This is a genomic window from Microbacterium trichothecenolyticum, from assembly GCF_000956465.1.
In the GTDB taxonomy this organism is placed as follows: Bacteria; Actinomycetota; Actinomycetes; order Actinomycetales; family Microbacteriaceae; genus Microbacterium; species Microbacterium trichothecenolyticum.
Genome location: NZ_JYJA01000040.1, coordinates 98,149 through 123,049, shown reverse-complemented (window position 1 = coordinate 123,049; position 24,901 = coordinate 98,149). Strand labels below are relative to the sequence as shown.

The 24,901-nt window shown below is 70.0% G+C and carries 19 protein-coding genes; 12 read left to right on the top strand and 7 right to left on the bottom strand.

Annotation, left to right across the window (positions count from 1 at the left end):
- Nucleotides 1-15: 15 nt before the first annotated feature.
- The 6 genes from RS82_RS17745 (at nt 16) to rplI (ending at nt 4,172) form a co-directional block, all read left to right on the top strand.
- Nucleotides 16-1,215, top strand: coding sequence for an acyl-CoA dehydrogenase family protein (locus tag RS82_RS17745; RefSeq protein ID WP_045301904.1), 1,200 nt, complete (start codon nt 16-18; stop codon nt 1,213-1,215).
- Complete coding sequence (locus RS82_RS17740) at nt 1,212-2,366, top strand: CaiB/BaiF CoA transferase family protein (RefSeq protein ID WP_045301902.1); 1,155 nt, start codon at nt 1,212-1,214, stop codon at nt 2,364-2,366. The genes RS82_RS17745 and RS82_RS17740 overlap by 4 nt, the downstream gene beginning before the upstream one ends.
- Nucleotides 2,367-2,477: 111 nt before the next feature.
- Nucleotides 2,478-2,846: a 30S ribosomal protein S6 gene (gene rpsF / locus RS82_RS17735; protein ID WP_045301900.1), complete on the top strand. Its 369-nt coding sequence runs from the start codon at nt 2,478-2,480 to the stop codon at nt 2,844-2,846.
- 5 nt (nt 2,847-2,851) lie between these two features.
- The gene (locus RS82_RS17730; RefSeq protein ID WP_045301898.1) at nt 2,852-3,379 is read left to right on the top strand and encodes a single-stranded DNA-binding protein; all 528 of its coding nucleotides are present in this window, start codon (nt 2,852-2,854) and stop codon (nt 3,377-3,379) included.
- A gap of 74 nt (nt 3,380-3,453) precedes the next feature.
- The gene (gene rpsR, locus RS82_RS17725) at nt 3,454-3,708 is read left to right on the top strand and encodes a 30S ribosomal protein S18 (RefSeq protein ID WP_045301896.1); all 255 of its coding nucleotides are present in this window, start codon (nt 3,454-3,456) and stop codon (nt 3,706-3,708) included.
- A gap of 11 nt (nt 3,709-3,719) precedes the next feature.
- Nucleotides 3,720-4,172, top strand: coding sequence for a 50S ribosomal protein L9 (gene rplI / locus RS82_RS17720; RefSeq protein WP_045301894.1), 453 nt, complete (start codon nt 3,720-3,722; stop codon nt 4,170-4,172).
- Nucleotides 4,173-4,234: 62 nt separating this feature from the next.
- Here the strand turns inward: rplI and RS82_RS17715 are convergent, their stop codons facing one another.
- The 3 genes from RS82_RS17715 to RS82_RS17705 all read right to left on the bottom strand — a co-directional run bounded on the left by RS82_RS17715 (nt 4,235) and on the right by RS82_RS17705 (nt 8,551).
- A complete protein-coding gene (locus RS82_RS17715; RefSeq protein WP_045301891.1) occupies nt 4,235-5,509 on the bottom strand; it encodes a GNAT family N-acetyltransferase in 1,275 nt (424 codons plus the stop codon).
- A gap of 328 nt (nt 5,510-5,837) precedes the next feature.
- A complete protein-coding gene (locus RS82_RS21570) occupies nt 5,838-7,448 on the bottom strand; it encodes a hypothetical protein (protein WP_052676918.1) in 1,611 nt (536 codons plus the stop codon).
- 119 nt (nt 7,449-7,567) lie between these two features.
- Nucleotides 7,568-8,551 (bottom strand): hypothetical protein, encoded by a 984-nt coding sequence (locus RS82_RS17705; RefSeq protein ID WP_245619650.1) that lies wholly within the window; start codon nt 8,549-8,551, stop codon nt 7,568-7,570.
- 607 nt (nt 8,552-9,158) lie between these two features.
- Between RS82_RS17705 and dnaB the strand changes: the two genes are divergently transcribed.
- Together dnaB and RS82_RS17695 are read left to right on the top strand one after the other, a co-directional pair.
- Nucleotides 9,159-10,532, top strand: coding sequence for a replicative DNA helicase (dnaB, locus tag RS82_RS17700; protein WP_045301889.1), 1,374 nt, complete (start codon nt 9,159-9,161; stop codon nt 10,530-10,532).
- A gap of 7 nt (nt 10,533-10,539) precedes the next feature.
- Entirely contained in the window at nt 10,540-11,208 is a 669-nt protein-coding gene (locus RS82_RS17695) for a Type 1 glutamine amidotransferase-like domain-containing protein (RefSeq protein WP_045301887.1), read from the top strand.
- An 87-nt stretch (nt 11,209-11,295) separates the two neighbouring features.
- On the opposite strand, the gene RS82_RS17685 is transcribed toward RS82_RS17695, so the two are convergent.
- Together RS82_RS17685 and RS82_RS17680 are read right to left on the bottom strand one after the other, a co-directional pair.
- Nucleotides 11,296-15,639 (bottom strand): Ig-like domain-containing protein, encoded by a 4,344-nt coding sequence (locus tag RS82_RS17685; protein ID WP_245619649.1) that lies wholly within the window; start codon nt 15,637-15,639, stop codon nt 11,296-11,298.
- Between the two features lie 181 nt (nt 15,640-15,820).
- Entirely contained in the window at nt 15,821-18,244 is a 2,424-nt protein-coding gene (locus RS82_RS17680; protein WP_052676916.1) for a transglycosylase domain-containing protein, read from the bottom strand.
- Nucleotides 18,245-18,495: 251 nt separating this feature from the next.
- Here RS82_RS17680 and RS82_RS17675 point away from each other — a divergent pair, with 251 nt between their 5' ends.
- Together RS82_RS17675 and RS82_RS17670 are read left to right on the top strand one after the other, a co-directional pair.
- On the top strand, nt 18,496-19,062 hold the full coding sequence (locus tag RS82_RS17675) for a dihydrofolate reductase family protein (protein WP_045301885.1): 567 nt from the start codon (nt 18,496-18,498) through the stop codon (nt 19,060-19,062).
- 10 nt (nt 19,063-19,072) lie between these two features.
- Nucleotides 19,073-20,347: an MFS transporter gene (locus tag RS82_RS17670; protein ID WP_245619648.1), complete on the top strand. Its 1,275-nt coding sequence runs from the start codon at nt 19,073-19,075 to the stop codon at nt 20,345-20,347.
- 11 nt (nt 20,348-20,358) lie between these two features.
- Here RS82_RS17670 and RS82_RS17665 read toward each other — a convergent pair whose 3' ends face one another.
- Nucleotides 20,359-21,270 (bottom strand): LysR family transcriptional regulator, encoded by a 912-nt coding sequence (locus RS82_RS17665; RefSeq protein ID WP_045301883.1) that lies wholly within the window; start codon nt 21,268-21,270, stop codon nt 20,359-20,361.
- A 73-nt stretch (nt 21,271-21,343) separates the two neighbouring features.
- Here RS82_RS17665 and RS82_RS17660 point away from each other — a divergent pair, with 73 nt between their 5' ends.
- Nucleotides 21,344-22,339 (top strand): EamA family transporter, encoded by a 996-nt coding sequence (locus tag RS82_RS17660; protein ID WP_084695744.1) that lies wholly within the window; start codon nt 21,344-21,346, stop codon nt 22,337-22,339.
- A 239-nt stretch (nt 22,340-22,578) separates the two neighbouring features.
- On the opposite strand, the gene RS82_RS22065 is transcribed toward RS82_RS17660, so the two are convergent.
- Nucleotides 22,579-22,989 (bottom strand): hypothetical protein, encoded by a 411-nt coding sequence (locus RS82_RS22065; RefSeq protein WP_045301882.1) that lies wholly within the window; start codon nt 22,987-22,989, stop codon nt 22,579-22,581.
- A 363-nt stretch (nt 22,990-23,352) separates the two neighbouring features.
- Here RS82_RS22065 and RS82_RS17650 point away from each other — a divergent pair, with 363 nt between their 5' ends.
- Nucleotides 23,353-24,870 carry an MATE family efflux transporter gene (locus RS82_RS17650; protein WP_045301880.1) on the top strand — a complete coding sequence of 506 codons (1,518 nt, stop codon included), beginning with the start codon at nt 23,353-23,355 and terminating at the stop codon, nt 24,868-24,870.
- The last annotated feature ends 31 nt before the right edge of the window (nt 24,871-24,901 follow it).

The window sequence follows — 24,901 nt, the reverse complement described above, 5'->3', positions numbered from 1 at the left end:
ACGCGAGGAGGCGCCGTGACCGATGTCCGCCGTGACCCCGAGGATCTCGCCGCGCTGCGCGAGGCATCCGATGTCCTCGGCATCGATGCGCAGCTGAGCCCCGACGAGCGGGCCACCCGCGACCGGGTGCGCGCGTTCGTCGACGCAGAGCTGCGCCCGCACATCGCGGACTGGTTCGACCGGGCACACTTCCCCGTCGAGCTGGCGCCTGCGCTCGGACGCCTCGGCGTACTCGGCATGGAGCTCGAGGGGTACGGGTGCCCCGGCCGCAGCGCCGTCGAGTACGGCCTGGCCGCGCTCGAGCTCGAGGCCGGCGACTCGGGTATCCGCACGTTCGTCTCGGTGCAGGGCTCGCTCGCGATGGGCTCGATCCACCGCTGGGGCAGCGAGGAGCAGAAGCAGGAGTGGCTGCCGCCGATGGCTGCGGGCGACGTGATCGGCGCGTTCGGGCTCACCGAGCCGGGCGCCGGGTCCGACCCCTCCAGCATGACGACGTTCGCCCGCCGCGACGGCGACGACTGGGTGATCACGGGCGCGAAGCGGTGGATCGGCCTCGCGTCGGTCGCGCAGCTCGCGGTGGTGTGGGCGCAGACCGACGACGGCGTCCGCGGTTTCATCGTGCCCACCGATGCGCCCGGTTTCGAGATCACGGTCCTCGAGCCGAAGGGCTCGATGCGGGCGTCGGTGCAGACGGCGCTGCAGTTCGACGAGGTGCGCGTGCCGGCATCCGCTCTCCTTCCCGGAGCACGAGGTCTGCGCGGCCCGTTCTCGGCGCTCAGCGACGCGCGGTACGGGATCGTCTGGGGCGCGCTCGGCGCCGGGCGCGACAGCTACGAGGCGGCGCTGCGGCATGCGCTGAGGCGCGAGCAGTTCGGCAAGCCGATCGCGGGATTCCAGCTCACTCAGCGAAAACTCGTCGACATGGTCGTCGAGCTGCAGAAGGGCGCCCTCCTGGCGCTGCAGATCGGGCGCGCGAAGGATGCCGGAACCCTGACGCCCGCCCAGATCTCGCTGGGCAAGCTCAACAACGTGCGCGAGGCGATCGAGATCGCGCGCGAGGCCCGCACTATCCTGGGCGGCGACGGCGTGCTGCTCGAGAACTCGCCGATCCGCCACGCGGCGAACCTCGAGTCGGTGCGCACCTACGAGGGCACCGACGAGGTGCACACCCTCATCCTCGGCCAGCACCTCACGGGGCTGGGCGCGTTCCGATGACGGCGCCCGGTGAGCACACGGCCGGCCCGCTCGCCGGACTCCTCGTCGCGGACTTCTCGCGTGTGCTCGCGGGGCCGTACTGCACCATGCTGCTGGCCGACCAGGGTGCCACGGTCGTCAAGGTCGAGGGTCCGGCGGGCGACGAGACGCGGCACTGGATGCCGCCGTCGCGCGACGGAGAGGCCACCTACTATCTGTCGATCAATCGCGGCAAGCGCGCCATCACGCTCGACTTCGACGACGTCGAAGACCTCGCCCTCGCCCGCGCGCTCGCCCACCGCGCCGATGTCGTGATCGCGAACTTCAAGCCCGGCGGACTCACGCGCTTCGGACTCGACTACGACGCCGTGCACGCCGCGAACCCCCGCGCCGTGTACGTCTCGATCACCGGCTTCGGCGCCGACTCGGCTCTTCCCGGCTACGACGTGCTGGGCCAGGCGCTGTCGGGACTCATGAGTGTCACCGGTGCGCCTGACGGCGAGCCGACGAAGGCCGGCGTCGCGATCGTCGACGTCGTCACCGGCCTCCACGCGGGTCTCGGCGCGCTCGCCGCGCTGCGGCACCGCGACGCCACCGGCCAGGGGCAGCACGTCGAGGTCAACCTCCTGTCGTCGGCGCTGTCGGCGCTCGTCAACCAGTCGGGTGCGTACGCGGTCGCCGGCGTGGTGCCCGAGCGGCTCGGCAACGACCATCCGAGCGTGTACCCGTACGGCGCGTTCCCCACGGCCGACGGCGAGCTCGTCCTCGCGGTCGGCAACGACGGCCAGTTCCAGCGACTGTGCCTGGTGCTCGGAATCCCGGATGCCGCGGCCGACCCGCGCTTCCTCCACAACGCCGATCGCAGCATGGGCCGCGAGACACTGCGCCCGGTGCTCGAGCGGGCGTTGGCGGCGCGTTCCGCGACGGACTGGGAAGCCCGTCTGACGGCGGCAGGGGTCCCCTGCGCACCGATCCTCGCGATGGACGCCGCCTTCGCGCGCGCCCGGGCGCTCGGCCTCGACCCCGTCGCCCACGCCGGCGCGGAGCGCGTGCCGGGGGTGCGGCATCCGATCTCCTTCTCCGCCACGCCGCCCGAGTACCCACTCGCACCACCCGCGGCCGACGCTGACAGAGCCTGGGTTCGGCGTCTGCTCGGGGATCCGGTACCATAGGAGGGTTGTCCGCACGCGCAACCTTGCGCGGCGAGTCGGACGACGTGCAAACACACCCTCCTGCTGCCGGGAAATGCCCGACAGCCGTTCTAGTCCGAAGGAGGTGGGTTAGTGACGCACCAGTACGAACTCATGGTCATCCTGAACCCCGAGATCGACGAGCGCCAGGTCGGCGCCAACCTCGACAAGTTCCTGAAGGTCATCACGACCGACGGCGGCACCATCGAGAACATCGACATCTGGGGCAAGCGCCGTCTTGCTTACGAGATCCAGAAGAAGAACGAGGGCATCTACGCCGTCGTCAACTTCACCGCCACGGCTGCGACCACGCAGGAGCTCGACCGCCAGCTGAACCTGAGCGAGCAGATCATGCGCACCAAGGTCCTCCGCGCCGAGGAAGCGATCGCCATGATCGCCTCGGAGAAGCAGCGTGCCGACGAGCGCGCCGCCCGCAAGACCGCCAAGGCTGCGAAGGCGTAAGGACGATGGCCGGCGAGACGATCATCACCGTCGTGGGCAACCTCACGGCTGATCCCGAACTGCGGTACACGCAGAACGGTCTCCCCGTCGCGAACTTCACGATCGCGTCGACGCCTCGCAACTTCGACCGTCAGGCGAACGAGTGGAAGGACGGCGAAGCGCTGTTCCTCCGCGCGAGCGTGTGGCGCGAGTTCGCCGAGCACGTGGCCGGCTCGCTGACGAAGGGCATGCGGGTCATCGCGACCGGCCGCCTCAAGCAGCGCAGCTACCAGGACCGCGAGGGCAACAATCGCACCGCGATCGAGCTCGAGGTCGACGAGATCGGCCCGTCGCTGCGCTACGCGACCGCACAGGTCACCCGCGCCGCGGGCGGCTCCGGCGGTGGTGGCGGCAACTTCGGCGGCGGCGGTCAGTCGCGTCCGCAGGTCGCCGACGAGCCGTGGTCGACGCCCGGTTCGCAGAACGCCGGCGGTGCCGGCGGCGGCGACGCGTGGGCTGCCCCGGGCGCCTACGGCGACGACACCCCGTTCTGATCGGTCAGATCTCACAACAGGTTCCGGATGCCTCGTGACGAGGCATCCGATCAGCAAAACGTAAAGGAAACACCATGGCTGGAAAGGCAACCGGCGACCGCCGGAAGCCGCGGAAGGGCGCGAAGAACGCGGCCCCCGCGAAGGCGATCCGTGTCGGTCTCATCGACTACAAGGACGTCGCGACGCTTCGCAAGTTCATCTCGGAGCGCGGGAAGATCCGCGCCCGTCGTATCACCGGTGTCTCGGTGCAGGAGCAGCGTCTGATCGCCAAGGCGATCAAGAACGCGCGCGAAATGGCGCTCCTGCCTTACGCCGGCGCTGGCCGCTAAGGAGTACCCACATGGCAAAGCTCATTCTCACGAACGAGGTCGCCGGGCTCGGTAGCGCCGGTGACGTGGTCGAGGTCAAGAACGGGTTCGCCCGCAACTACCTCATCCCCCAGGGCTTCGCGGTCGCGTGGACCCGCGGTGGCGAGAAGCAGGTGGCGTCGATCCGCGCCGCCCGCGAGGCGCGCGCGATCCACGACCACGAAGAGGCCGTGGCCCTGAAGAACAACCTCGAGACCAACAAGGTCCGCCTCGCCGTCAAGGCCGGCGCCGAGGGTCGCCTGTTCGGCGCGGTCAAGACCGTCGACGTCGCGGAGGCCGTCAAGGCCGCCGGTCTCGGCGAGCTCGACAAGCGCAAGATCCACATCACCTCCCCGATCAAGTCGGTGGGCGAGCACGAGGCGACCGTTCGCCTCCGCGACGACCTCACCGCCGTGATCACCCTGCAGGTGGTCGCCGCCAAGTAATACCTGGCGCACGAACGGATGCCGCGAACCCCACGGGTTCGCGGCATCCGTCGTCTCCGCGATCAGAAGATCCAGTTCGCGCCGGCCGCGACCGGCCATGACCACGCGGCCGAGGCGGCGCGCAGCGCCTCGGGTGTGCGCACCTCGATGAGCCCCGCCTGTGCGAGCGAGGCGAGGGAGATCGACCCGAGGTGCGCTGCTCCGAGCTCGCGGACGTCGAGCACGAGGTCGGGTTCGGAATCCGATGCCGTCACCTCCGCGTGCTCCCACGCACCGGCGCGCACGCGCCACCGCCCCGCGTTCGCGGGCAGCATCGCGTCGGTCACCTCGAGCACCACGTCGACGTCGCCCGCGTACCGCCGCCCGCCGAGCGCCGCGGGCAGGTCGAGGATGCGGATCCAGGAGTTGTCCTGGTAGTCGGGCACCGCGGGGCGGATGTCGACGAGCAGCGACACGATGGGGTCGTCGACGGGCAGGTTCGAGATGCTGGCGCGGGTGGTGAGGTCGAGGTCGAGCAGCACCGACCACATCCGGTGCGCCGCCGCCGCGGTCAGCGCGACCGCTTCGCGCACGTGGACGGTGCCCTCGGCGCCGGCCCGCTCCCACGACATCGCACGACGGAAGGTCGCGTACGCGAGCGTGTCGTCGGCGGCGTCGCGCACCAGGAGGAGCCGCAGCGACTCCTTGCCGCCGCGGTACGCGGGCGGGTCGGCCTCGCGGGCGGTGCGCTGCTCGGGCGTCTCGCGCGTCGCCCACCCCGGACGACCGAGCCCGGCAGGCAGCCGCGCGTAGTCGCGATGGATCGTGGCCACGAGATCGCCGTGGATCTCGGCATCCCATTCCTCCAGCTCGACCTCGAGCTCGGCGGCCCCGGCCACCGGGCGCAGCGCCGCGCCGCGCGGGATCGTGAGGTCGAGCTGGGTCGAGGCCATGCCGTAGCCGAAGCGGCCGTAGATGGGGGTCTCGGCGGCCATGAGGCCGGAGATCGCCTCGCCGTTGCGGAGGCAGTCGGCGAAGTGGTGCTCGATCATGCCGCGGAGGATTCCGCGCCGCCGGTGGCCCGGGTGCACGCCGACCCAGGTGAGCCAGCCGCACGCGATCTCGGCGCCGGGGACGGGGTAGGCACGCAGCGGATAGGCGCCGTGGAAGCCGGCGAGCACCTCCTCGTCGTCGACGCGGACGACCCCGTAGGTGCGATCCCAGCTGAGCGGGCTCGGCAGCTCCCGCAGCGCCTCGACGGAGCGCTCCGTGGGGAAGGCCCAGGTGTCGAGGCGGAGGACGTCCTCGAGCCGGTCGGCGTCGACAGGGGTCAGGCGATAGGGATCGGGCAGCGGCATCCCTCCACTCTGGCGAGGAGGAGACGGGCGCGCAACGCGTCGGATGCGCGGGGGACGAGCGGGCATGACGATGCGGATGCCGCGAGCCCCCCGGGTCGCGGCATCCGCTCGTGACATCTCCGGGTGCGTCGCCCCGGTCCAGGCATTGTGCCGGGACACCGCACTGCGGAGATGGTGTGGACCCCCGATCACGAGGCGCGGTCCAGGCAGAGCCGGCTCTCGCGATCGGGGGCGTTCAGGGCGGGAGGGCCGCTGGGGGACGGCCCTCCCGCGCGCTCACGCGGGTGGGGCGAGGGACGCCTGGGGTACGTCGACCCGCCCCGTCGACTCACGCGGAGCGCCGCCGCGACGCGCGTGCGATGGCGCCCGCTGCGAGCAGCGAGAGCGCGAGCAGCAGGAACGGCATCACACCCGTCCCTCCCGTCGTGGCGAGCCGGGTCGATGTGCCGGCCTGGGCCGACGAGCCGGTGACCGCGACCGAGCCGGTCGTGCCGTCGGTGCCTCCCGTGCCACCGTCACCGGGGCCGGCGGGGTCGGTCGGGTCGGTGGGGTCGGTGGGGTCCGTCGGATCGGTGGGGTCGGTCGGATCGGTCGGGTCCGTGGGATCGGTGGGGTCCGTCGGATCGACCGGCCCGCTCACGTCCGTGTCGCCGAGCAGGTCGGTGAGCAGATCGTCGACCAGTCCGGTGTCGTCCACCGCGTCCGCGACGTTGTCGCCGGCGTTCTGCACCGTGTCGGAGACCGCGCCGAGCACGTCGCCGCCGCTCAGCAGCTCGTCGAGGATCGTGTCGACATCGCCCAGAGCGTCGACCACCAGAGAATCGAGCACCTGGTCGGCGGTGTTCTCCGTGGCGTTGGTCACCGTGGTGCCGAGGTCGGCACCCAGGTCGGCCACCGTGGTGCCGAGGTCGTCGACGGCGCTGTCGAGGTCACCGTCGAGCAGATCGTCGACGAGGTTGTCCCCGTTGTCGACGAGGTTGCCGACGAGTCCGCCCTCGACCAGGATGCCGTCGCCGACGACATCGTTCAGACCGGACTCGTCACCGAGCAGGCCATCCAGGATGCCGGTGCCCGCGGTCGTATCGGTGACGCCGTCGAGGAGGTCGCCGACGGGACCCGTGAGCGGGGCGAGCGCGCCGTCGTCGCCGAGGACCGGATCGAGCACGCTGTCGCCGAGGAGACCGTCGACGAGGCCGTCGTCCTCGGTCAGACCGGTCAGCAGGCCGTCCGCATCCGCGACCGGTGTGGCCGGGGTCGACGCGGGGCCGCCCTCGAGCGTCCGCTCGAGGGCGTCTTCGAGCAGACCCGTCGTGTCGATGGCGTCGCCGGTGTTCTCGCCCGCATGCTGGAGCAGTCCGTCGGGGCCCGTGATCGCCGTGTCGCCCGACAGCACACCCACCGCGTCCGTGAGTGCGTCGTGCACGAGGCCGTCGATGACCTGATCGTCGGTGTTCGCCGCCGCAGCGGTGACGGTCTGTCCGACATCGGAGCCGAGGTCCTGGACCGTCGTTGCGAGATCCGTGACGGCGGCCTGGATGTCACCCGCGGCGACGTCGCCGATGACGGCATCGCCGTTGGCCGCGAGGGTGCCGACGGTTCCGCCCTCGACGAGGGCGCCGTCGCCGACGACATCATCGAGTGCGCCGCCGTCACCCACGAGGGTGCCGACGACCGCCGTCCCGGCGGTGGTGTCGGTGAGGTCGTTCACGACCGCGGCTGCTGCGTCGGCGACCGGGTCGAGACCGCCGTCATCGCCCAGGAGCGGATCGACGATTCCGTCGCCGACGATCGAGTCGACGAGCCCGTCGTCGGCGACGACCGACGACAGAAGGTCCGGATCCGATGGTGGTTCGGCCGCATTCGCGACCGTCGCGCCGAGCAGCGTGATGCCGCCGGCCAGGAGCGTGCCCAAGAGGGCGCGCTTGTAGAGAGTGCGCATGATGTTCCCCTTTGTGGATTGATCGATTCGCAGCGCGGAAGGGCCGCGCTGCTCAGCGCGGAGGGCGCGCTGATGCTCTGCCGCTCACGCTCGGGTGAGCAGAAGCGGCGGCGAGCCGATCAGTCGGGGGAGACGTCGGTGGAGCCTGCAGGCGCGGGCAGCGCGTGCTCGTCCTCCGGTCCGGCTCGGCGCACCCAGGCACGGTGTGCGACGAGCGGAAGGAGGGCGGCGAGCGCCCAGGCGCCGGGACCCGCACCACCGGGTCCCGCGGAGGCGATCGACAGGCAGAGTCCGCCTGCAGAGCCGAGGAGTCCGCCTGCGACGAGCGCTGCGGAAGACGTGACGAGAGCGGCGCGCGTGGCCGCTTCGGAGACGGATGCCGCGGCCCAGTGGCCGAACGCACCCGCTGTCGTCGTGAGGAGGGTGGCGGCAGCATCCGTCCGCGCGGCGACAAGTGCGATCGCGGTCGGCGCGGAGGACTCGGCCGAGCTGCCGAGGAGGCCCGGAAGCTGTGGGATCGCAGGAAGGGCGGGCAGAACCGGGCCGGTCGCCGGCGGCCGGCCGATCGTCGAGCCCGTCTCGTCGACGGCACCGACGAGGCCGCCCAGCGTCGTGTCGACGGTGCCGCCGAGGTCGGTGACGGCGTCGTCTAGGCCGACGCCCGAGACGATCCCGCCGACGATCGGCACCTCGGAGACGATGTCGACGACCGGCTCCGCGATCTCGCTCACGACACCGCCCGAGACGGCCTCCGACACCGGCTGGGTCACCGTCGTGACGACGGCGCCGACGGCCTGCACGACCTGGCTCACCGGCTGGTGTACGGGATCGGGCGCGGCGGCGACCACGCTGTTCACAGCGCTGCTCACGCCGGTCGTGACGGTCGAGACGGTGCCGGTGACCGTCGACGCGGTCGTGTCGACCAGCGAGGTCACGGCGCCGAGGGCACCCCCGAGCGCTCCCGCATCGTCAGGCTCGTCGGCGTGCGCCTGTCCGAGGCCGAGGCCGAGGACCAGCGAGACGACGATCCAGGCGAACGCGGTCGCGACCCCCATGAGGGCCAGCCGCACGATCCTCGGCAGCTGCGAGGTTGCGATCTCCACGTTCACCTCCCACGACGAAAGAGCCGCACGTTCCGGATGGATCGTGCGTGAGGGTGCCTGGACCCCCGAGGCTACTCCTGGCCGATTCGGTCTGTCCAGACCATTTTGGACGGCGAGTCCCCTTGTCCCGGACGGCGTCAGGAGGCCGCGCACCTGAGGGGCGATTGTGCACAGGACGGTGTTGGCGAGCAAACCTTCAACCCTGACTTCAACCACATCTCTCTCCACAGGCTGTGGACTGGGCAGGCCCTGGTCAGCGGCATTTTCCGCGACATAACTCCCAGAAGGGCGGTGAGTTCTCCACAGGGGTTGTTCACAGGAGCGACGGCGTTTCTCCCCGACTCTCCACAAAGTTATCCACAGGGTGTGTTGCGACTGTCGGAGGCCATCCTTAGCGTGGGGTGCGGCCCACTCGGGCGTCGCGCCTCCGTGCTGGGTTCGAAAGACGCGACGGCGGCCGCAATCGCACGACGGAATCAAGCGGGGGGCGAGATGCCGTGGCATCTCGCTGCTCGCTCGTGCCCAGGCGCGCCCACTCGGCGAGCCGCCCCGATACCGCCGAGAGAGCTCGGATGATGTGACCAACGGCAGGGAGGACGCGCAGCCTATGTCGATCGCCGACATCTCCGAAGAGCGCATGGGGGACCCTCGCGACTTCGAGCGCACTCCCCCGCACGATCTGCTCGCCGAGCAGAGCGCACTGGGCGGAATGCTGCTCTCGAAGGACGCCGTCGCGGACGTCATCGAGACACTGCGCGGCACCGACTTCTACGTGCCCAAGCACGAGCTGATCTTCGAGGCGATCCTCACCCTGTATTCGCACGGTGAGCCGACGGATGTCGTCGCCGTCACCGACGAGCTCATCAAGACGGGCGAGCTGCAGCGCGCCGGCGGCGCCGATTACCTGCACACCCTCACCTCGATCGTGCCGACCGCCGCGAACGCCGGCTACTACGCCTCGATCGTCTCGGAGCGTGCGCTGCTGCGTCGTCTCGTCGACGCCGGCACCCGCATCGTGCAGATGGGGTACTCGGGTCAGGGGGAGGCGCTCGACCTCGTCAACAACGCGCAGGCCGAGATCTACTCGGTGACCGGGGCGGAGCAGGCCGAGGACTACGTGCCGCTCACGATCGCGGTGGATGCCGCGGTGGAGGAGATCGAGGCCGCGCGCGGACGCGACGGCCAGATGACAGGCATCCCGACCGGCTTCTCGGGCCTCGACTCTCTGACCAACGGTCTGCACCCGGGCCAGATGATCATCATCGCCGCGCGACCCGCGATGGGTAAGTCGACGCTCGCGCTCGACTTCGCACGCTCGGCCGCGATCAAGGCCAACATGCCGACGATCTTCTTCTCGCTCGAGATGGGCCGCAGCGAGATCGCGATGCGCTTGCTCAGCGCCGAGGGGGCGATCCCGCTGCAGTCGATGCGCAAGGGCACGCTCGACTCGCGCGACTGGACCACCGTCGCGGCGACCCGCGGCCGCATCAACGACGCGCCGCTGTACATCGACGACAGCCCCAACATGACGCTCGTCGAGATCCGCGCGAAGTGTCGCCGGCTCAAGCAGCGTGCGGGCCTCAAGCTGGTCGTCATCGACTACCTGCAGCTGATGACCTCGGGCAAGCGCGTCGAGTCGCGTCAGCAGGAGGTCTCGGAGTTCTCGCGTGCCCTCAAGCTGCTCGCGAAGGAGCTGGGCGTGCCGGTCATCGCGCTGTCGCAGCTGAACCGTGGTGCCGAGCAGCGCGCCGACAAGAAGCCGGCCCTGTCCGACCTTCGTGAGTCGGGCTCGATCGAGCAGGACGCCGACATGGTGGTGCTGCTGCACCGCGAGGCCGCGTACGAGAAGGACTCGCCGCGAGCCGGCGAAGCCGATCTCATCGTCGCCAAGCATCGCAACGGCCCCACCGACACGATCACCGTGGCGTTCCAGGGCCACTTCTCCCGCTTCACCGACATGGCCCCGGGCGACTTCGGATAGAAGCGACATGAAGCTGCTCCTCACCTCAGGCGGCGTCACGAACGACAGCATCCGCACCGCTCTGGTCGGGTTGCTCGGCCGGCCGATCGAAGAATCGAACGCGCTCCTCGTGCCGACGGCGCAATGGGGGCAGCCGATGTGCTCGCCCGAGACCGTGTGGCGCACCGTCGCCGGCCGATGGGACGACGAGGTCGGACTGGTCGACCTGGGATGGAAGTCGATCGGGACTCTCGAGCTCACCGCACTGCCGACCATCGGCGAGGACCGCTGGATTCCCTGGGTGCGTGACGCGGACGTCCTGCTCGTCGACGGCGGTGAGGCGGTGTACCTCGCGCACTGGATGCGTGAGTCGGGGATGGCCGACCTGCTCCCCTCACTCACCGACACCGTGTGGGTCGGCGTGAGCGCCGGGAGCATGGTGATGACGCCGCGCATCGGACGGCAGTTCGTCGACTGGCGACCCGACGGCACCGACGAGACGCTCGGCGTCGTGGACTTCTCGATCTTCCCGCACCTGGACTACCCGGGCTGGTCGTCGAACAGCACCGAGAGTGCACATCGGTGGGCGGCGACCATCGCCGGGCCGGCGTACGCGATCGACGAGCAGACCGCGATCTCGGTCGTCGACGGCACCGTCGAGGTGATCTCCGAAGGGAACTGGGAGTACTTCGATTGAAGCGGCCTGCCGGGAGATCCCGACCGGCCGGAAGGACGACGCGGGGGAGGGCGCGCTCGACGCGCTCCCTCCCCCGCGACGCCGGACCTACCGGACGGTGAGCTTCACCGGCTTCGACGCCGTGTCGCCGTTCGCGTTCGCGAACACCGCGACCAGCGTGTGCTCGCCGGGTGCGACGCCCGTCAGCTGCACCGACGCCGTCTGCGCGGCGGGGGTCGCCGCAGCCAGCTCACCCGCACCGACGACTGCCCCGTCGAGCTCGAACCGGTACGAGGTGGCGTTGGTTCCCCACCACAGGTTCGCCGTCGCGGTGAACGTCCCGTCCCGGTCGTGATCGTCGTGCGACACCACCGGCACCGCCGGCGCCGCGTGGACGACCTTCACCGTCGTCGACGTGGTCGCCGTGACTCCCTTCGAGTTCACGAGCTCGCCCGTGTACACGTAGGTGCCGTTCGGCTTGCCGCTGAACGATACGCCTGCGGTCTGCGACATCCCTCCCGTCCGCTCCAGCACCTTCGTGGCGACGAGGGCGCCGTTCTCGTAGAGCCGGAAGATGCTGCCCGGCGTCCCCCACCAGAGGTTCATCATCACGTCGTAGGTGCCGTCGTGCAGGCCGGTCTCCCACCCGCTGGTGTTCGACAGCGTGCCTCGGCCCGGGGCGGCCGTCGCGCCGTCGTCGATGGCGACGGGCTGCAGCCGCAGGGCGTTCTGCTCGACGTAGTGGTAGACGTTGAGGTATCCCTCGTCGGCGATCGGGTTCGACGCGCCGGCGTCCAGCGCACTCCACACGGTGCGCCCGTCGACGCGCAGCACGAGCCGCGTGCCCCCGTCGACCTCGACCGCGCCGAACTCGAGCTCGTGCTCCTCGCCGGCCGTGATCGCGGTGTTCGGGATCACGTCGAGCATCGTCTGCTGGGGCTTCCAGCTCTGGAACTCGATCGTGTCCTCCTTGATCACCACCAGATACCCCTTGTTGCCGTTCACCCACGCCGGATCGCCCGCGCGGTCGGAGCGCACGGCGAAGCCGTACCAGCCGCCGTCGAACCCGTCGACCGTCGCCCGGAACTTCAGCAGCCCGCTCCCGAAGGTGCCTTCCGAGTAGCCGTAGACGCCCTCGCCGTCGATGCGCAGCGTGCCCTCCGCGAAGTCGACCGCATCCGACGGCGGCCACCCTTCAGGGCTCACGAGCTCGCCGACGAGATCGATCGTGGGATGCTGCGCCGCCCGCACCTCGATCGTCGACGATGCCGAGATCGTGGCGTTCGCCTGCGAGGTCGCCGTGATGGTCGCGCGGCCGGCAGCGAGTCCGGTCACGACGCCCGACTCGTCGACGGTTGCGACCTCGGGAGCGTCCGAGGTCCACGCGACCCGCGGGTTCGTTGCGTCCGAGGGAGTCACCGACATCGAGAGCTTCACCCGCTCGCCCGGCTCGACGGTGGCCTGGTCGGGCGACACCTCGATGCCCGTCACCGCGGTGGGAACGATCGAGAACCGCACGTCGTCGAAGTCGAGCGCCGTGAACTTCTCGACGTAGAAGCCGACCTTGCCCGACCCGGTGGCCGACGGGTTCGGTCCCTCGATGACGGTCTCACCGTCCACGGTCACCTGCACGCCCGATCCCTTGACGACGAGGCGCACGTCGTACACGGTGTTCGGCTCGAAGCCCGAGCCCGCCGGCAGCTTCACCTCCTTGAGGATCTGCCACTGCGGCCCGTAGACGGTCCAGGTCGGAGCTGCCTCGGTGTGCCGGTAGCGCACGTATCCGCCGGGCGTCGGTCCGGTCCGGTCGTAGATCAGCATGATCCCGCCCTCGGGAACGAGCGCGGGGGTGCGTACTTGGAAGTCCAGCACGTAGTCCGTGAAGCTCCGCGGCAGCTGCGAGTTCGCCCCGCCCTTGATCCGATACCAGTGCTCGCCGTCGGCGTCCGCCACGACGGCCCGATTCGGATCGACGGGCCAGCCGTTGGAGCCCGACTCGAAGTCGGTCGCGTGCATGATCCCGTCGCCGTCGGCGACCACGACCACCGCCTGGTCGGAGATCGTCGCATCCGCCTGCGACGTCACGGTGATCACGGTCTCGCCCGGCGTCAGCGCCGTGATCGTCCCGGAGGCGTCGATGCTTGCGACTGTCGGGTCGCTCGACGCGTATTCGACGGCGCCGTTCGAGGCGTTCCACGGCACGATCTCGGCGCCGAACGACACCGTCTTGCCGAGGTCGACGGTCAGCTGAGGAGCGGGCAGGTGCACGCTCTCGAGCGCGACCGAGTCCGGGCCGTGGGGCAGGCCGACCTTGCCCTGCGTGCCGATCAGTTCGAACGGGATCGCCGCGAAGCCCGGGATGCGCTCGAGCACCGGGGCGCCTTCCCGCAGCCGGAAGTCGCCGGCCCGCCAGTCCACGAAGCCGGGGTCCTCGCTCGCGACCCAGTTGTCGGCGTAGTTCATCAGGTTCTTCACGTCGCGAGCACCGTGCGCGTTCACCTGGCCGGAGCGGGTGAGTGTCGGATTCCAGGTGACGTTGCGCTCGAACACGTTGTTCGCCGGGAAATAGTGGTTCTCGTCGAAGAACGTCAGCAGCTCCGGATACTTCTGCGCGTAGGGCGTACCGGCGAACCCGTTGTTGTCCTCGAAGAGCTTCACCCATCCCGGCATGTACGAGGTGTCGACCGTGTTGCCGGGCTGGTCGCCCATCCACATCTCGTAGTTGTCGTACGGGACATGGGTGTCCACGAACACGTTGTTGCGGGCGGTGATGTGATCGCCCGAACCGCTCTTGATCGCGTCGTTGCCCATCCGGTAGAAGACGTTCTCCTCGATGGTCAGACCCATCGTGAGGTTGTCGGGGTAGATGCCCTCGACCCCGAGCCGCCCGATTCCGGTGTCGTGGAAGTAGTTCTGCCGGATGACCGTCCCACGCTGCTGCGGGGTGGAACCGGCGTTCATGTAGATGGCACCGAGGTCCTGGAAGGTCTTGCAGACGTCGTAGATCTCGTTGCGCTCGATGAGGTGGTCGTTGCCGTGCACGATGATGCCCGGGTGCGGGGCGTCGTGGATCTCGTTGTTGCGGGCGATGTTGCCGACCCCGTCGAACATCACACCCGGGTTGTAGGCCTTGTGGTAGTACGCGAAGTCGTGGATGTGCGAGTTCTCGACGCGGTTGCGACCCGGCTCGAGGGTGGTCTTGTCGCCGCCCTGCAGCACGACCGGCACGCCGCCGATGTGACGCAGGTGCGAGTCGACCACGGCGTGGTCCCGCCCGCCGCGATTGACCGGGATGCCGTCGTAGGTGTAGCGACCCGGGGAGTTGATGAGCACACCGCCGTCGGCGAAGTTGCGGATGTCGCTGCGCTCGATCGTGACGTGGCTGCCCCCGAGGATCACGGCGGCGTTCGCGCGCCCGTACTCGAGCACCAGCTCCTGGAACGACACGTGAGACGTGCCGTCGGTGCGGAGCATCGGCTCCTTGAGCATCGTGACGGTGGCGGCGGCGCCGCCCAGGAACGCCTGGTTCGGCACCAGGTACAGCTTTCCGGTCGCGCGGTCGATGTAGTACTCGCCGGGCGCGTCGAGCTCTTCGATCAGGTTCTCCGCGAAGTGGAAGTCCTCGAACCACGTCTTCATCAGGCCGGACATCTCGCCGTAGCGCAGCGTGATCGTCTTCGCCTCGGGGTCGATCGACTCGATCTTGTTGTACGACCACTCCCAGCTGTAGCCGAAGATGCCGTCGAGCCAGATGTCGTCGGCCTGGGTCCAGTGCCTCGGACGATCGTAGGTGTAGCTGAAGGTGCCGCCCCGCTCCTGCAGGTCGGCGTCCTTGCGGGTGGGTCCGGCGTCGAGGATCTCGCCCATCTTCACGGTGCCGTCGCCGTTCGGCCAGCGGGCCAGGGTCATTCCCTCGCCGCCGACGTAGAGCTCCATGGGCGGCACCGTGCTGACGTCGTTCGCCTTCCAGTAGCCGTGGCGGCTGAGCTGTCCGTAGTCGGTGATCCCCGCCGCCGCGAGGTCGATCGCCACCACCTTGCCGCGGGCGGACTGGTCGACGATCCGCGACAGCACGGTCTCGTCGGCGACGGTCTCGAAGCCGGCGCGGTCCAGCTGCACGCCGCCGGTCAGCGTGACGGTCTCGCCGGGGTACGAGCGGTAGACGATCGGCGCGTCCGCCGTGCCGGAGTCGCCCGCCCCGAGCTCGAACGCCGCCGTCCGGGCGTAGGTGCCGCCGCGGAGCGACACCGTCACCCCGCCGTCCGGCAGCCCGCTCGAGGCTTTGAGTGCGCGGATCGTGTCGCGCGCGCCTTCGAGGGTGCGCAACGGCGCACTGATCGAGCCGTCGGCATGGTCGTCGCCGTCGGTGGCGACGTAGATCTCCACGGACGCCGATCGAGGATCGGGCGCTGCGTGGGCAGCGGTCGCCGTTGCGGCGATCAGCGTGCCCACGAGCGCGAGTGTTGACAAGAATCGCTTCATCGCGAGGTTCCAGCCCTTCTGTGAGTGACCGCGGCATCGCGGTGCTCGTGCATGGGGTTGGTCCGACGCGTGCGCACCTCAGCGCACGATGACGGAACGAGCGCGAGGTTACACTAATCGATAATCGTCTGTCGAGAATCGGTGACGAATGTCAATCGTTCCCGTTCCCGTTCCCGTTCCCGTTGCCGTCCCCGGCCGGGGGCTGGTCCGGGCCCGGAGCCGGTGCGGGACCCGGGCGCGGCGGCGGGGCGGCGCGACGCACCAGGTCGGCGGGAGGAGCGGGGAAGCCGCCGCCCCCGTAGAGCTGGTTCGCGGCCGCCTGGATGTCGCGGGTCATCGGCAGGCGGATCGTCGACAGTGCCCGGCCGTTGTAGAAGGCCCGGAACACGTCCCCGTAGCCGGTCGTGTTCCCGACCCACACGGCGGTCGTCACGCGCGTGCTCGACTCGACGAGCCACGTCTGGATGTTCTCGTGCGTTCCCGTCTTGCCCAGCATCGGCGTGCCGTCGTTCGGGTTGCCGCCCGCGCCGGTGCCGCCCGGGCGCATGACGCCCTGCAGCGCGAACGCGGTCGCGGCCGCCACCTCAGGACTGATGACCTGCGAGCAGCGGTTCCCCGGAACCGGAAGCTCGGTGCCGTCGGCGTTGACCACGCGCTCGATCACGCGCGGCTTGCAGTAGACGCCGCCGTTCGCGACAGTCGCGAACGCCCCGGCCATGGCGACGGGGGCGATGTTGTTGGTGCCGATGATCGAGGAGGCGCCGTCGAGATCCACGGGCGTGCCGTCGCCGCGGGTGACGCCCATGCGAGCGGCGACGTTCTCGATGTCGCACATGTCGAGCTGCTCCGCCATGCCGAGGAAGCCGCTGTTGAGCGACTGGGCGGTGAACTGCAGCGGTGTTCCCACGTATCCGGCGGCGCCGCCGAAGTTGCGCACGACGTGGTTCTCGCGGTTGACCCAGGTGCCCGCGCAGCGGTCCCGAAGACGGGGGATGGCCCGCAGTGTGCCGTTCACGGTGTCGGAGAGCGTGTGCCCGGTCTCGAGCCAGTCGACGAGGGTGAACAGCTTGAAGGTCGATCCGGTCGGGAACCCGGTCGAGACCCCGTGCATCGTGTCGCCGGCGTAGACGAGCGAGCTGTACACCGGGTCCGTGAGGGCGAGATCACGGTCCTCCGTGAATCGGTTGTTCTGGCTGATGGCGAGGATGCGCCCGGTGTTGACCTCGATGCTGACCGACGCCGACCCGAACGACATGCCCGTCACGGTCTCGGGCGCGTACCGGTGCATGGCGTCCTGCGACGCGTTCTGCAGGCTCCAATCGAGCGTCGTGTAGATGTTCAGGCCCTCGCGCGTCAGCGACCGCTGCCTGTCCTCCGCCGTCTCGCCGAACGCGCTGGCATAGTCCGGGTCCAGGCGCAGGGTGTTCACCACGTACTGGCAGAAGAAGGGGGCGGCGCTGGACCCGCACCTGGTCGGGGGCAGCTGCAACGCCGGAGTGATCGGCTCGATCGCCGCGGCGACATACTGGTCGGCGGTGATGCGACCGTCTTCGCGCATCCGGTCGAGCACGTAGAGCTGCCTGCCTTTGGTCGCACTGTAGGCGTCGCCGGCCGCGAGGTACTGCTCCGCAGTGATGGTGCCGTCGGCGAGGAGGGTGTCGAGCCCCGCCAGGGTGCCGGGGGTCACGTCGTCCACCGACCCGTCGGCGGCCTTGTTGTACCTGGTGCCGTCGCCCCCGAAGATCGAGCCCAGCGGTCGGTCGATCCGGAACGTGTTGGGATTCTGCACGATGCCCGCGAGCGTCGCCGCCTGCGTCAGTGTGAGCCGGGATGCCGTGGTGCTGAAGTAGTAGCGTGCTGCAGCTTCGATGCCGTATGTCGTGCCGCCGAAGTTCGCGATGTTGAGATAGCCCAGCAGGATGTCGTTCTTCGAATACTTCTGCTCGAGCTGGACGGCGTAGCGGATCTCCTGGAGCTTTCGCTCGTAGCCTTCGACGCCGTCCGCCTGCGTGGCGTCGAGCCAGCACTGCTGCAGCACCTGGTCGCGGGTCGACTTCACCACGGGGGCGCCGTCCCCGTCGACGACCGCCTCACCCGCCTCGTTCGTCTCGTACACCGTCCCCGCGTCGCGTTCGCAGCGCTGGACCAGCACGTTCTTCACGTACTGCTGGCTGATCGAGGAACCGCCTTGCGTCTGGCCGCCCTGCGCGTTCTTGATCAGGGCGCGGGTGGTGCCGAGGATGTCTACGCCACCGTGCTCGTAGTACCGCGGGTCCTCGGAGGCGAGGATCGCGTCATACATGACGAGCGACACCTGGTCGAAGGCGACGGGCTCGCGGTTCTGGTCGTAGAACGACGTCAGCTCGACGTCCTGCCCGGTCGACGGGTCGCGGGCGTAGATGGTCGTCGGCAGCATCAGGCGATCGATCTCGAGGTAGCTCGGCATGTTGTCGAACAGCGACACCGCGCTGCTGGCCGCGTGCCCGCTGATCGCGATGGCCGGCGCGAGCGGCGCGACGACCAGCACCCCCGCGATGACGCTGAGCGCGAGCAGGCCGACAAGGCCACCGAGCACCCCCGCGAATGTCCGCCGGTAGCGGGGTATCGGCGCGACCGGTGAAGAACCCTCTGATGGCTGCTTCACGACAGCTTCCAATCTGCGGTGGGAGAAATCATGTCAGACCGCCCCCGATTCCGCGATGGGGTCGGGTTCGCGACGCGGGGGTGTCGTCGCGCGGAGCCGGCGCATAGGCTCGGGGCGAGGCATCCGCTCGAGAAAAGAACTCCCGCAGAACGCGGAGAGAACCGGACACGAAGGAGAGTCCCATGCAGACCGTGACGGTCGACTTCATCATCTCGCTCGACGGCTACGGCGCCGCGGAGGGGTGGCCGGGGTTCTGGGGGATGGAAGGTCCCGAGTATCTCGGCTGGCTCGCCGAGTCGCCCGACAAGGACGATCCGCTACTCATGGGGGCGACCACGTACCGCCTCATGTCGGAGCTCACCGCCGGCGGGGAGGAGGGCACCGACATGCTCGGCGGCATCCGGAAGTACGTCTTCTCGTCCACTCTCGAGGAGCCGCTCACGTGGGAGAACTCCACGCTCGTGCGCGAGGATGCGGTCGAGTTCGTCCGACGGCTGAAGGAGGAATCCGACCGGCCGCTGCGCACGCTCGGCAGCGTCGCCCTCTGCCGGTCGCTGCTGCTCGCGGGGCTGGTCGACCGCTACCGCGTGGGCGTGTTCCCTGTGATCACGGGCGCAACCGGACAGGACCGGATCTTCGACGGCTATCCCGACGTGCGCCTGGACCTCGTCGAGGCGCGCACGTTCGACGGGCGCATCCAGCTGCTCGAGTACGTCCCGACGGTGCTCGACGGCCCGCCCGGGGCATGACGAGCGCGTCGTGGACGGGGGTGACGTCGCCGGACCGGCGGTGGTGACAGATCCGGTGCCCGGCGGGCGCGAGCCTGCTCCCCGGTCGGCGTTCGCGCGTTTCTGGAGCGCGGCGGCCATCAGCTCGTTCGGCACGGCGGTCACCGCCGTCGCGATGCCGGTGCTGGTGGTGCAGCTGCTGCACGCCACGCCGTTCGAGGTCGGCCTCGTCGGGGCCGCGCAATTCGTGCCGTACGCCGTGCTCGGGCTCTTCGCCGGCGCGTACACCGACCGGTGGCGTCGCCGCCCGATTCTCGTGTGGGCGAGCGTCGGGAGGGCCGTGTCGCTCGGCGCGATCCCCGTGCTGTGGCTCGTCGGGGCGCTCCAGATCTGGATGCTCGTCGCACTCCTGCTGCTGTTCGGTGCGTTCTCCGTCTTCGGCTTCGCGGCGACGCAGTCGTTCCTCCCCCGGCTCGTGCCCCGTTCCCGGCTCGTCATCGCGAACGCGCGCCTCGATCAGACCGATGCCCTGGCTCAGACGCTCGGTCCGGCCCTCGGTGGCGGGCTCGTGGCGCTGCTCGGTGCGCCGATCGCATTGCTCGTCGACGCGATCAGCTACATCGTGGATGCCGCGCTGAACGCGAGCATCCGCGTCGAGGAGACCCGCGAGCGGCGGGGCGATCGGCATCTCGGCCGCGAGATCCGTGAGGGCCTGCGGTGGGCGTACGCGCACCGCACGCTCGGTCCGCTCGCCGTGTCGACGCACGTGTGGTTCTTCGCCAACGGCGTGGCCCTGACCGTGCTCTCGCTGCTGGCGCTGCGTTCGCTGGGCTTCACGGCGTTCACGTTCGGCCTGCTGCTCGCGGTGGCGGGATCGTGCGCGCTGGTCGGGGCGACGTTCGCGGCTCGGATCGGCGGGTGGCTGGGCATCGGCCGGACGATCATCCTGGCGCGGGCGATGTACCCGATCGCATGGGCGCTCGCCGCGGTGGCGGCCGGGGTCCCCGCCGCAGCGGTGCTCCTCTTCATCGCGCTCGCGCTCCACGGGCTCGCCGGCGGTGTCGAGAACGCCAACGAGATGGCCCTGCGGCAGACGGTCACCCCCGACCGCCTGCTCGGCCGCGTGAATGCGAACATCCGCTCGGTCAACCGCACCGCGGCCGCGATCGGCGCGCTCGCGGGCGGCGCCGCGATCGCCCTGGTCGGCGACCGCTGGATGCTGGTCGCCGTCGCCGTGATCTTCGCGATCGCCGCGCTCGTGGCCTGGTTCTCGCCGCTGCGCTCTGAGCGCGTGAGTCCGGACTGAGCCGGCCGAAGTCACATGGCGCGCGCGTGCTCGACGAACGCGTCCAGCGCGGCGCGCAGGGCGGGGGAGTCCTCCTGGGTGCGGCGATGCACGGCGAGGACGTCGCGCGTCGACGCCGGCTCGACGGTCGGGATCGCAACCAGGTCGGGACCGATGTCGCCACGGCCGAGGCGGGGCACGAGCGCCACCGCGCGGCCCGCGCGCGCCAGCTCGAGATGGTTCTGGAACTCCATCGACTCGTGCACGATGCGCGGGGCGTTGGGGACACCGTCGAAGAGCCGCCGCAGCCACTGGCGGCAGATCGTCGCCTCGAACGTCGCGACCCAGGCCTCCCCCGCCAGCTCGCCGGGGTGCAGCACGGTGCGACCGGCGAGCGGGTGGTCGCGATGCAGGATGACGTCGGCGACATCCGTGAACAGCGGCGTCGACACGAGGTGGTCGGGCATCGCGAGGGCGACCCCGCCCCACCGGTGGACGATGCCCAGGTCGCGCTGGCCAGAAGCGACGAGCGCGATCGTCTCCCACGGCTCGCTCTCGCGCAGGGGCACGGAGAGATCGGGATGCTGCGCCGCGAGGTCGCCGAGGACCGGGATGACCAGTCCGCGCACGACGGTCGAGAACGCGGCGAGCCTGATCTCGCCCACCACCCGATCGTCGGGCCCCGCGGTGAGCTGGAGATCGGCGCGGAGCCGTTCGAGGTCGGCCAGGATCGGCGTCGATGCGACGACGAGACGCGTCCCCGCTTCCGTCAGGATGACTCCGCGTCCGGCACGTTCGAGGAGGGCGATGCCGGTCTCGCGCTCGAGTCGCTTCACCTGCTGCGACACCGCGGACGGCGTGTACCCGAGACTCGTCGCCGCGGCGACCACGCTGCCCTGCGTGGCGACCGCGCGAAGCGACATGACGGCTTCCAGGTCGATCATGAAGTAACGCTACATCGTTTCGTGACAAAAGCATCGCTGGTGCTTCATCCCGCGATCGAGTGAAGTGAGAGTCGTGAAGAGACGCGACATGATGCTCGCCGCCGCCGTGGCATCCCTCTGGGGCTTCAACTTCGTCGTGATCGACTGGGGGATGAACGGCGTGCCGCCCTTGCTGTTCGTTGCGATCCGCTTCCTGGTGGTCGCGCTCGCCGTCTTCGTCGTGCCGAGGCCCCGCACCTCCTGGCGGACCGTCATCGGCGTGGGCCTGTTCATGAGCCTGGGGCAGTTCGGCCTGCTGTACACGTCGATGGCGCTCGGACTCCAGCCGGGGCTCGCCGCCCTCGTGCTGCAGGCGCAGGCGGTGTTCACGATCCTCATCGCCGCCGCGGTGCTGCGGGAGCGCCCGACCGCGCCGCAGACCGCAGGAGTCGGTCTCGGCATCGTCGGGCTCGCGATCGTGGCCGCCGGTCGCGGTGGTGACGCTCCCGCGCTCGCGGTGGCGCTGGCACTCGCCGCGGCATTCTCGTGGGGAATCGGGAACGTGATCTCCCGCCGTGCCGGGGTGGTCAGCGGGCCCGGGCGGCTCGGGTCGCTGTCGCTCACCGTATGGTCGGCGCTCGTGGTGCCGGTGCCGGCCCTGATGCTGTCGTTCGCCGTCGAGGGTCCGGAGGCGATCGCGTCGGGAATCGCCGCATTCGGCTGGCAGTCCCTTCTGTCGACGCTCTACACCGCGGTGCTGTGCACGATCATCGGCTACTCGATCTGGAACAGCCTGCTGGCTCGCAATCCCTCCGCGGCCGTCGTGCCGTGGGTGCTGCTCGCGCCCGTGGTCGCGATGGCATCGGCCGCTCTGCTGCTCGGCCAGATCCCCACGTCCGCCGAGATCATCGGCGGCACGCTCCTGGTCGGAGGTGTGCTGGTCACCGGACTGCGCCGTCGAGTGTCGTTTCGCCGGCGCAGGATCACGGAGGTCAGCCGGCTGCCCAAGCGAAGCGCGTCCGCTGGGGATGACGCGCGCCCGATCCCACAGGAAGCGGGTGAGTCGCGTCGGATCAGGTCGGTGAGGTGAACAGACGCGCCGAGACGCGGGGCATCCGCGTCAGAAGGGTGGCGCCCCGGAGGATCCGGGTGGGTCGTCAGCAGGGGAGAGCCAGGGTTCGCGCATCATCGCGCGCAGGTGTGTGGCGGTCTGGTCAAAGGTGAATCTCACGGTCGGCTCGGGTCGGTCGGTGTGCCTTCGCCCGGTCGGGCTGGTCCAGACCAGAACGCCGGGCGAGACCTGCTCGACCGACCACGCCGTGACGCCCTTCAGGGTGTGATGGCGTCGGCACAGGTGCGCGAGGTTCGCGTGGTGCGTGGGTCCGCCTTCGGCGGCGGGACTCGTGTGGTCGACGTCGCACCGCCATACCGGGCGGCGGCAGCCGGGGAATCGGCAGTGCTCGTCCCGGGCGGTGAGGTCACGGTCCACTCCGACACCCGGGCCGACGTCGCCAGATCGGCGACCAGCGCGCGCCGGTCCAGCTCCGCTCGCCGAGCGCGATCCGGGGTAGCATCGGCCGGCCTGGCGACCGCGGCTGCAGCATCCGCCAGCACCCGGATCTCCGCCGCATCGTCGATCGATCGACGCTTCCGCCCCGCCTCGAACGCATCGACCAGCCGCACGACCCGGAAGAACTCGGGCGCGACGCCGTCAGCACCGGGGTCGGAATTCGCAGACATGAGGCTCGCAGTCAGGAAGGAGTGGACCGAGATTCCCGCGCGTCACGCGCGATATGCCTCAACACCTGCCCGCGGCTGAAACCGCTCCACTCAACGCCCTGAACGGGCCCACTCAATCTTCGAATCTCTGATCTATATTCCAGCCAATCCCACCACGAGATGGAAGTGTAGATAAGAACAAAAATGCGATTCACCCAGGCGTGCTGCCCGGGTGGGCGCGCGAGGTTTTGCGCAAGAGCCTGAGCTGAGGATGGCACTTCCGAATCGATTCGATACACTGGCTCCTGCCACTCGGCACCTCTCCGTCGCCTGCGGGCGCGGCATCCGTCCTCTTGCTCGCCTCCTCGTTCGAGAGCCGCCCTCATGACCACCGCCCTGACGACGGGCCGCCCGTGGCGCGTCATCCTCCTGTTCTCCGTCCCGCTGCTGATCGGCAACGTGGTGCAGCAGCTGTACCACTTCGTCGACGCCGTCGTCGTGGGGCGCCGGCTCGGCGTCGACGCGCTGGCCGCGGTGGGCGCGACCGGCAGCATGCTGTTCCTGCTGCTCGGGTTCGCGTGGGGTCTCACGTCGGGCTTCGCGATCCCGACGGCGCAGGCGTTCGGGGCGCGCGACTACGCGGCGGTACGCCGGTCCGTCGCGGCGGGCACGATCCTCACCGGCGTCTGCACGCTCCTGCTCACCGTCGGCGCACCGCTGCTGACGGCGCCCCTGCTCGAGCTGCTGCAGACGCCCGCCGAACTCATGGACGACGCCATCGTCTTCGCCCAGATCAGCTTCCTCGGCGCCGGCGCGATGATGTTCTTCAACTACCTGTCGGCGATCATCCGCGCCATCGGCGACTCGCGCACGCCGCTCGTCTTCCTCACGCTCGCGTGCGTGCTCAACGTCGCGCTGGTCATCGTCATGGTCGGCCCGCTCGGCTGGGGCGTGGGCGGGGCGGCGCTCGCGACGGTGGTGTCACAGGCGATCTCGGTGCTGCTGTGCCTCGAGTTCGTACGGCGACGGATGCCGGTGCTCCACGTCCGCCGCGGCGACTGGCGTGTCAGCAGGGCCGCGCTCGCGGAGCACCTCCGACTCGGTCTGCCGATGGGCTTCCAGGCGTCGATCATCGCGATCGGAACCCTCTCTGTGCAGGTCGCGCTGAACGAGCTCGGCGCGGACGCCGTCGCTGCGTACACCGCCGCATCCCGCGTCGACGGCCTCGCCGTCGCCCTCCTGCAGTCGCTCGGCCTCGCCGTGTCGATGTACGTCGCGCAGAACCACGGCGGTGGCCGGCCCGACCGCATCCGCCGCGGCGTGATCCAGGCGACATGGATGTCGGTGGGTGCGGCCATCGTGCTCGGGGCCCTGCTCGTCGCCTTCGGGGCGATGACGGTGCGCCTGTTCATCGACGAAGGCTCGGCCGAGGTCGTGGACTTCGCCGCGCAGATGCTCGCCATCAACGGCGCGACCTACTGGATCCTCGGCATCCTCTTCGTCCTGCGCGGTGCTCTGCAGGGGCTCGGCCACACCGTCATCCCCACCGTGACCGGCGTGATCGAGCTCGCCATGCGCGTCGGCGCGGCCGTCGTGCTGGGCAGCATCTTCGGCTTCATCGGCGTCGCGGCGAGCAACCCGCTCGCGTGGCTCGGCGCCGTGGTCGTGCTCGTGCCCGCGTACATCCACGCTCACCGCCAGCTCGCCACGCAGCCGGTCGTCCCCATGGTCGCGACCCCCACCACCCCCATCGCGGTCATCGGTCCGACCGACGGCTCGATGGTCGTCGATGCGATCGTCACGCAGCCCATCGCGCTGCCGACCGTCGCCCAGGGCGCGACCCGGCGGTCGCGGCGGTTCCGGTTCGTGCGGTCACGCGACAAGCGGCGCACGCACGGCTGAGCCGGCGGGAGGGGCATGGTCACGCCGCGGG

What these genes read in the sequence shown, in the direction of transcription:
- rpsR (WP_045301896.1), top strand. Translation starts at nt 3,454, where the DNA reads ATGGCTGGAAAGGCAACCGGCGACCGCCGGAAGCCGCGGAAGGGCGCG.
- RS82_RS17650 (WP_045301880.1), top strand. Translation starts at nt 23,353, where the DNA reads ATGACCACCGCCCTGACGACGGGCCGCCCGTGGCGCGTCATCCTCCTG.
- RS82_RS17675 (WP_045301885.1), top strand. Translation starts at nt 18,496, where the DNA reads ATGCAGACCGTGACGGTCGACTTCATCATCTCGCTCGACGGCTACGGC.
- RS82_RS17730 (WP_045301898.1), top strand. Translation starts at nt 2,852, where the DNA reads ATGGCCGGCGAGACGATCATCACCGTCGTGGGCAACCTCACGGCTGAT.
- rplI (WP_045301894.1), top strand. Translation starts at nt 3,720, where the DNA reads ATGGCAAAGCTCATTCTCACGAACGAGGTCGCCGGGCTCGGTAGCGCC.
- RS82_RS17665 (WP_045301883.1), bottom strand. Translation starts at nt 21,270, where the DNA reads ATGATCGACCTGGAAGCCGTCATGTCGCTTCGCGCGGTCGCCACGCAG.
- dnaB (WP_045301889.1), top strand. Translation starts at nt 9,159, where the DNA reads ATGTCGATCGCCGACATCTCCGAAGAGCGCATGGGGGACCCTCGCGAC.
- RS82_RS17695 (WP_045301887.1), top strand. Translation starts at nt 10,540, where the DNA reads ATGAAGCTGCTCCTCACCTCAGGCGGCGTCACGAACGACAGCATCCGC.
- RS82_RS17740 (WP_045301902.1), top strand. Translation starts at nt 1,212, where the DNA reads ATGACGGCGCCCGGTGAGCACACGGCCGGCCCGCTCGCCGGACTCCTC.
- RS82_RS17715 (WP_045301891.1), bottom strand. Translation starts at nt 5,509, where the DNA reads ATGCCGCTGCCCGATCCCTATCGCCTGACCCCTGTCGACGCCGACCGG.
- RS82_RS21570 (WP_052676918.1), bottom strand. Translation starts at nt 7,448, where the DNA reads ATGCGCACTCTCTACAAGCGCGCCCTCTTGGGCACGCTCCTGGCCGGC.
- RS82_RS22065 (WP_045301882.1), bottom strand. Translation starts at nt 22,989, where the DNA reads ATGTCTGCGAATTCCGACCCCGGTGCTGACGGCGTCGCGCCCGAGTTC.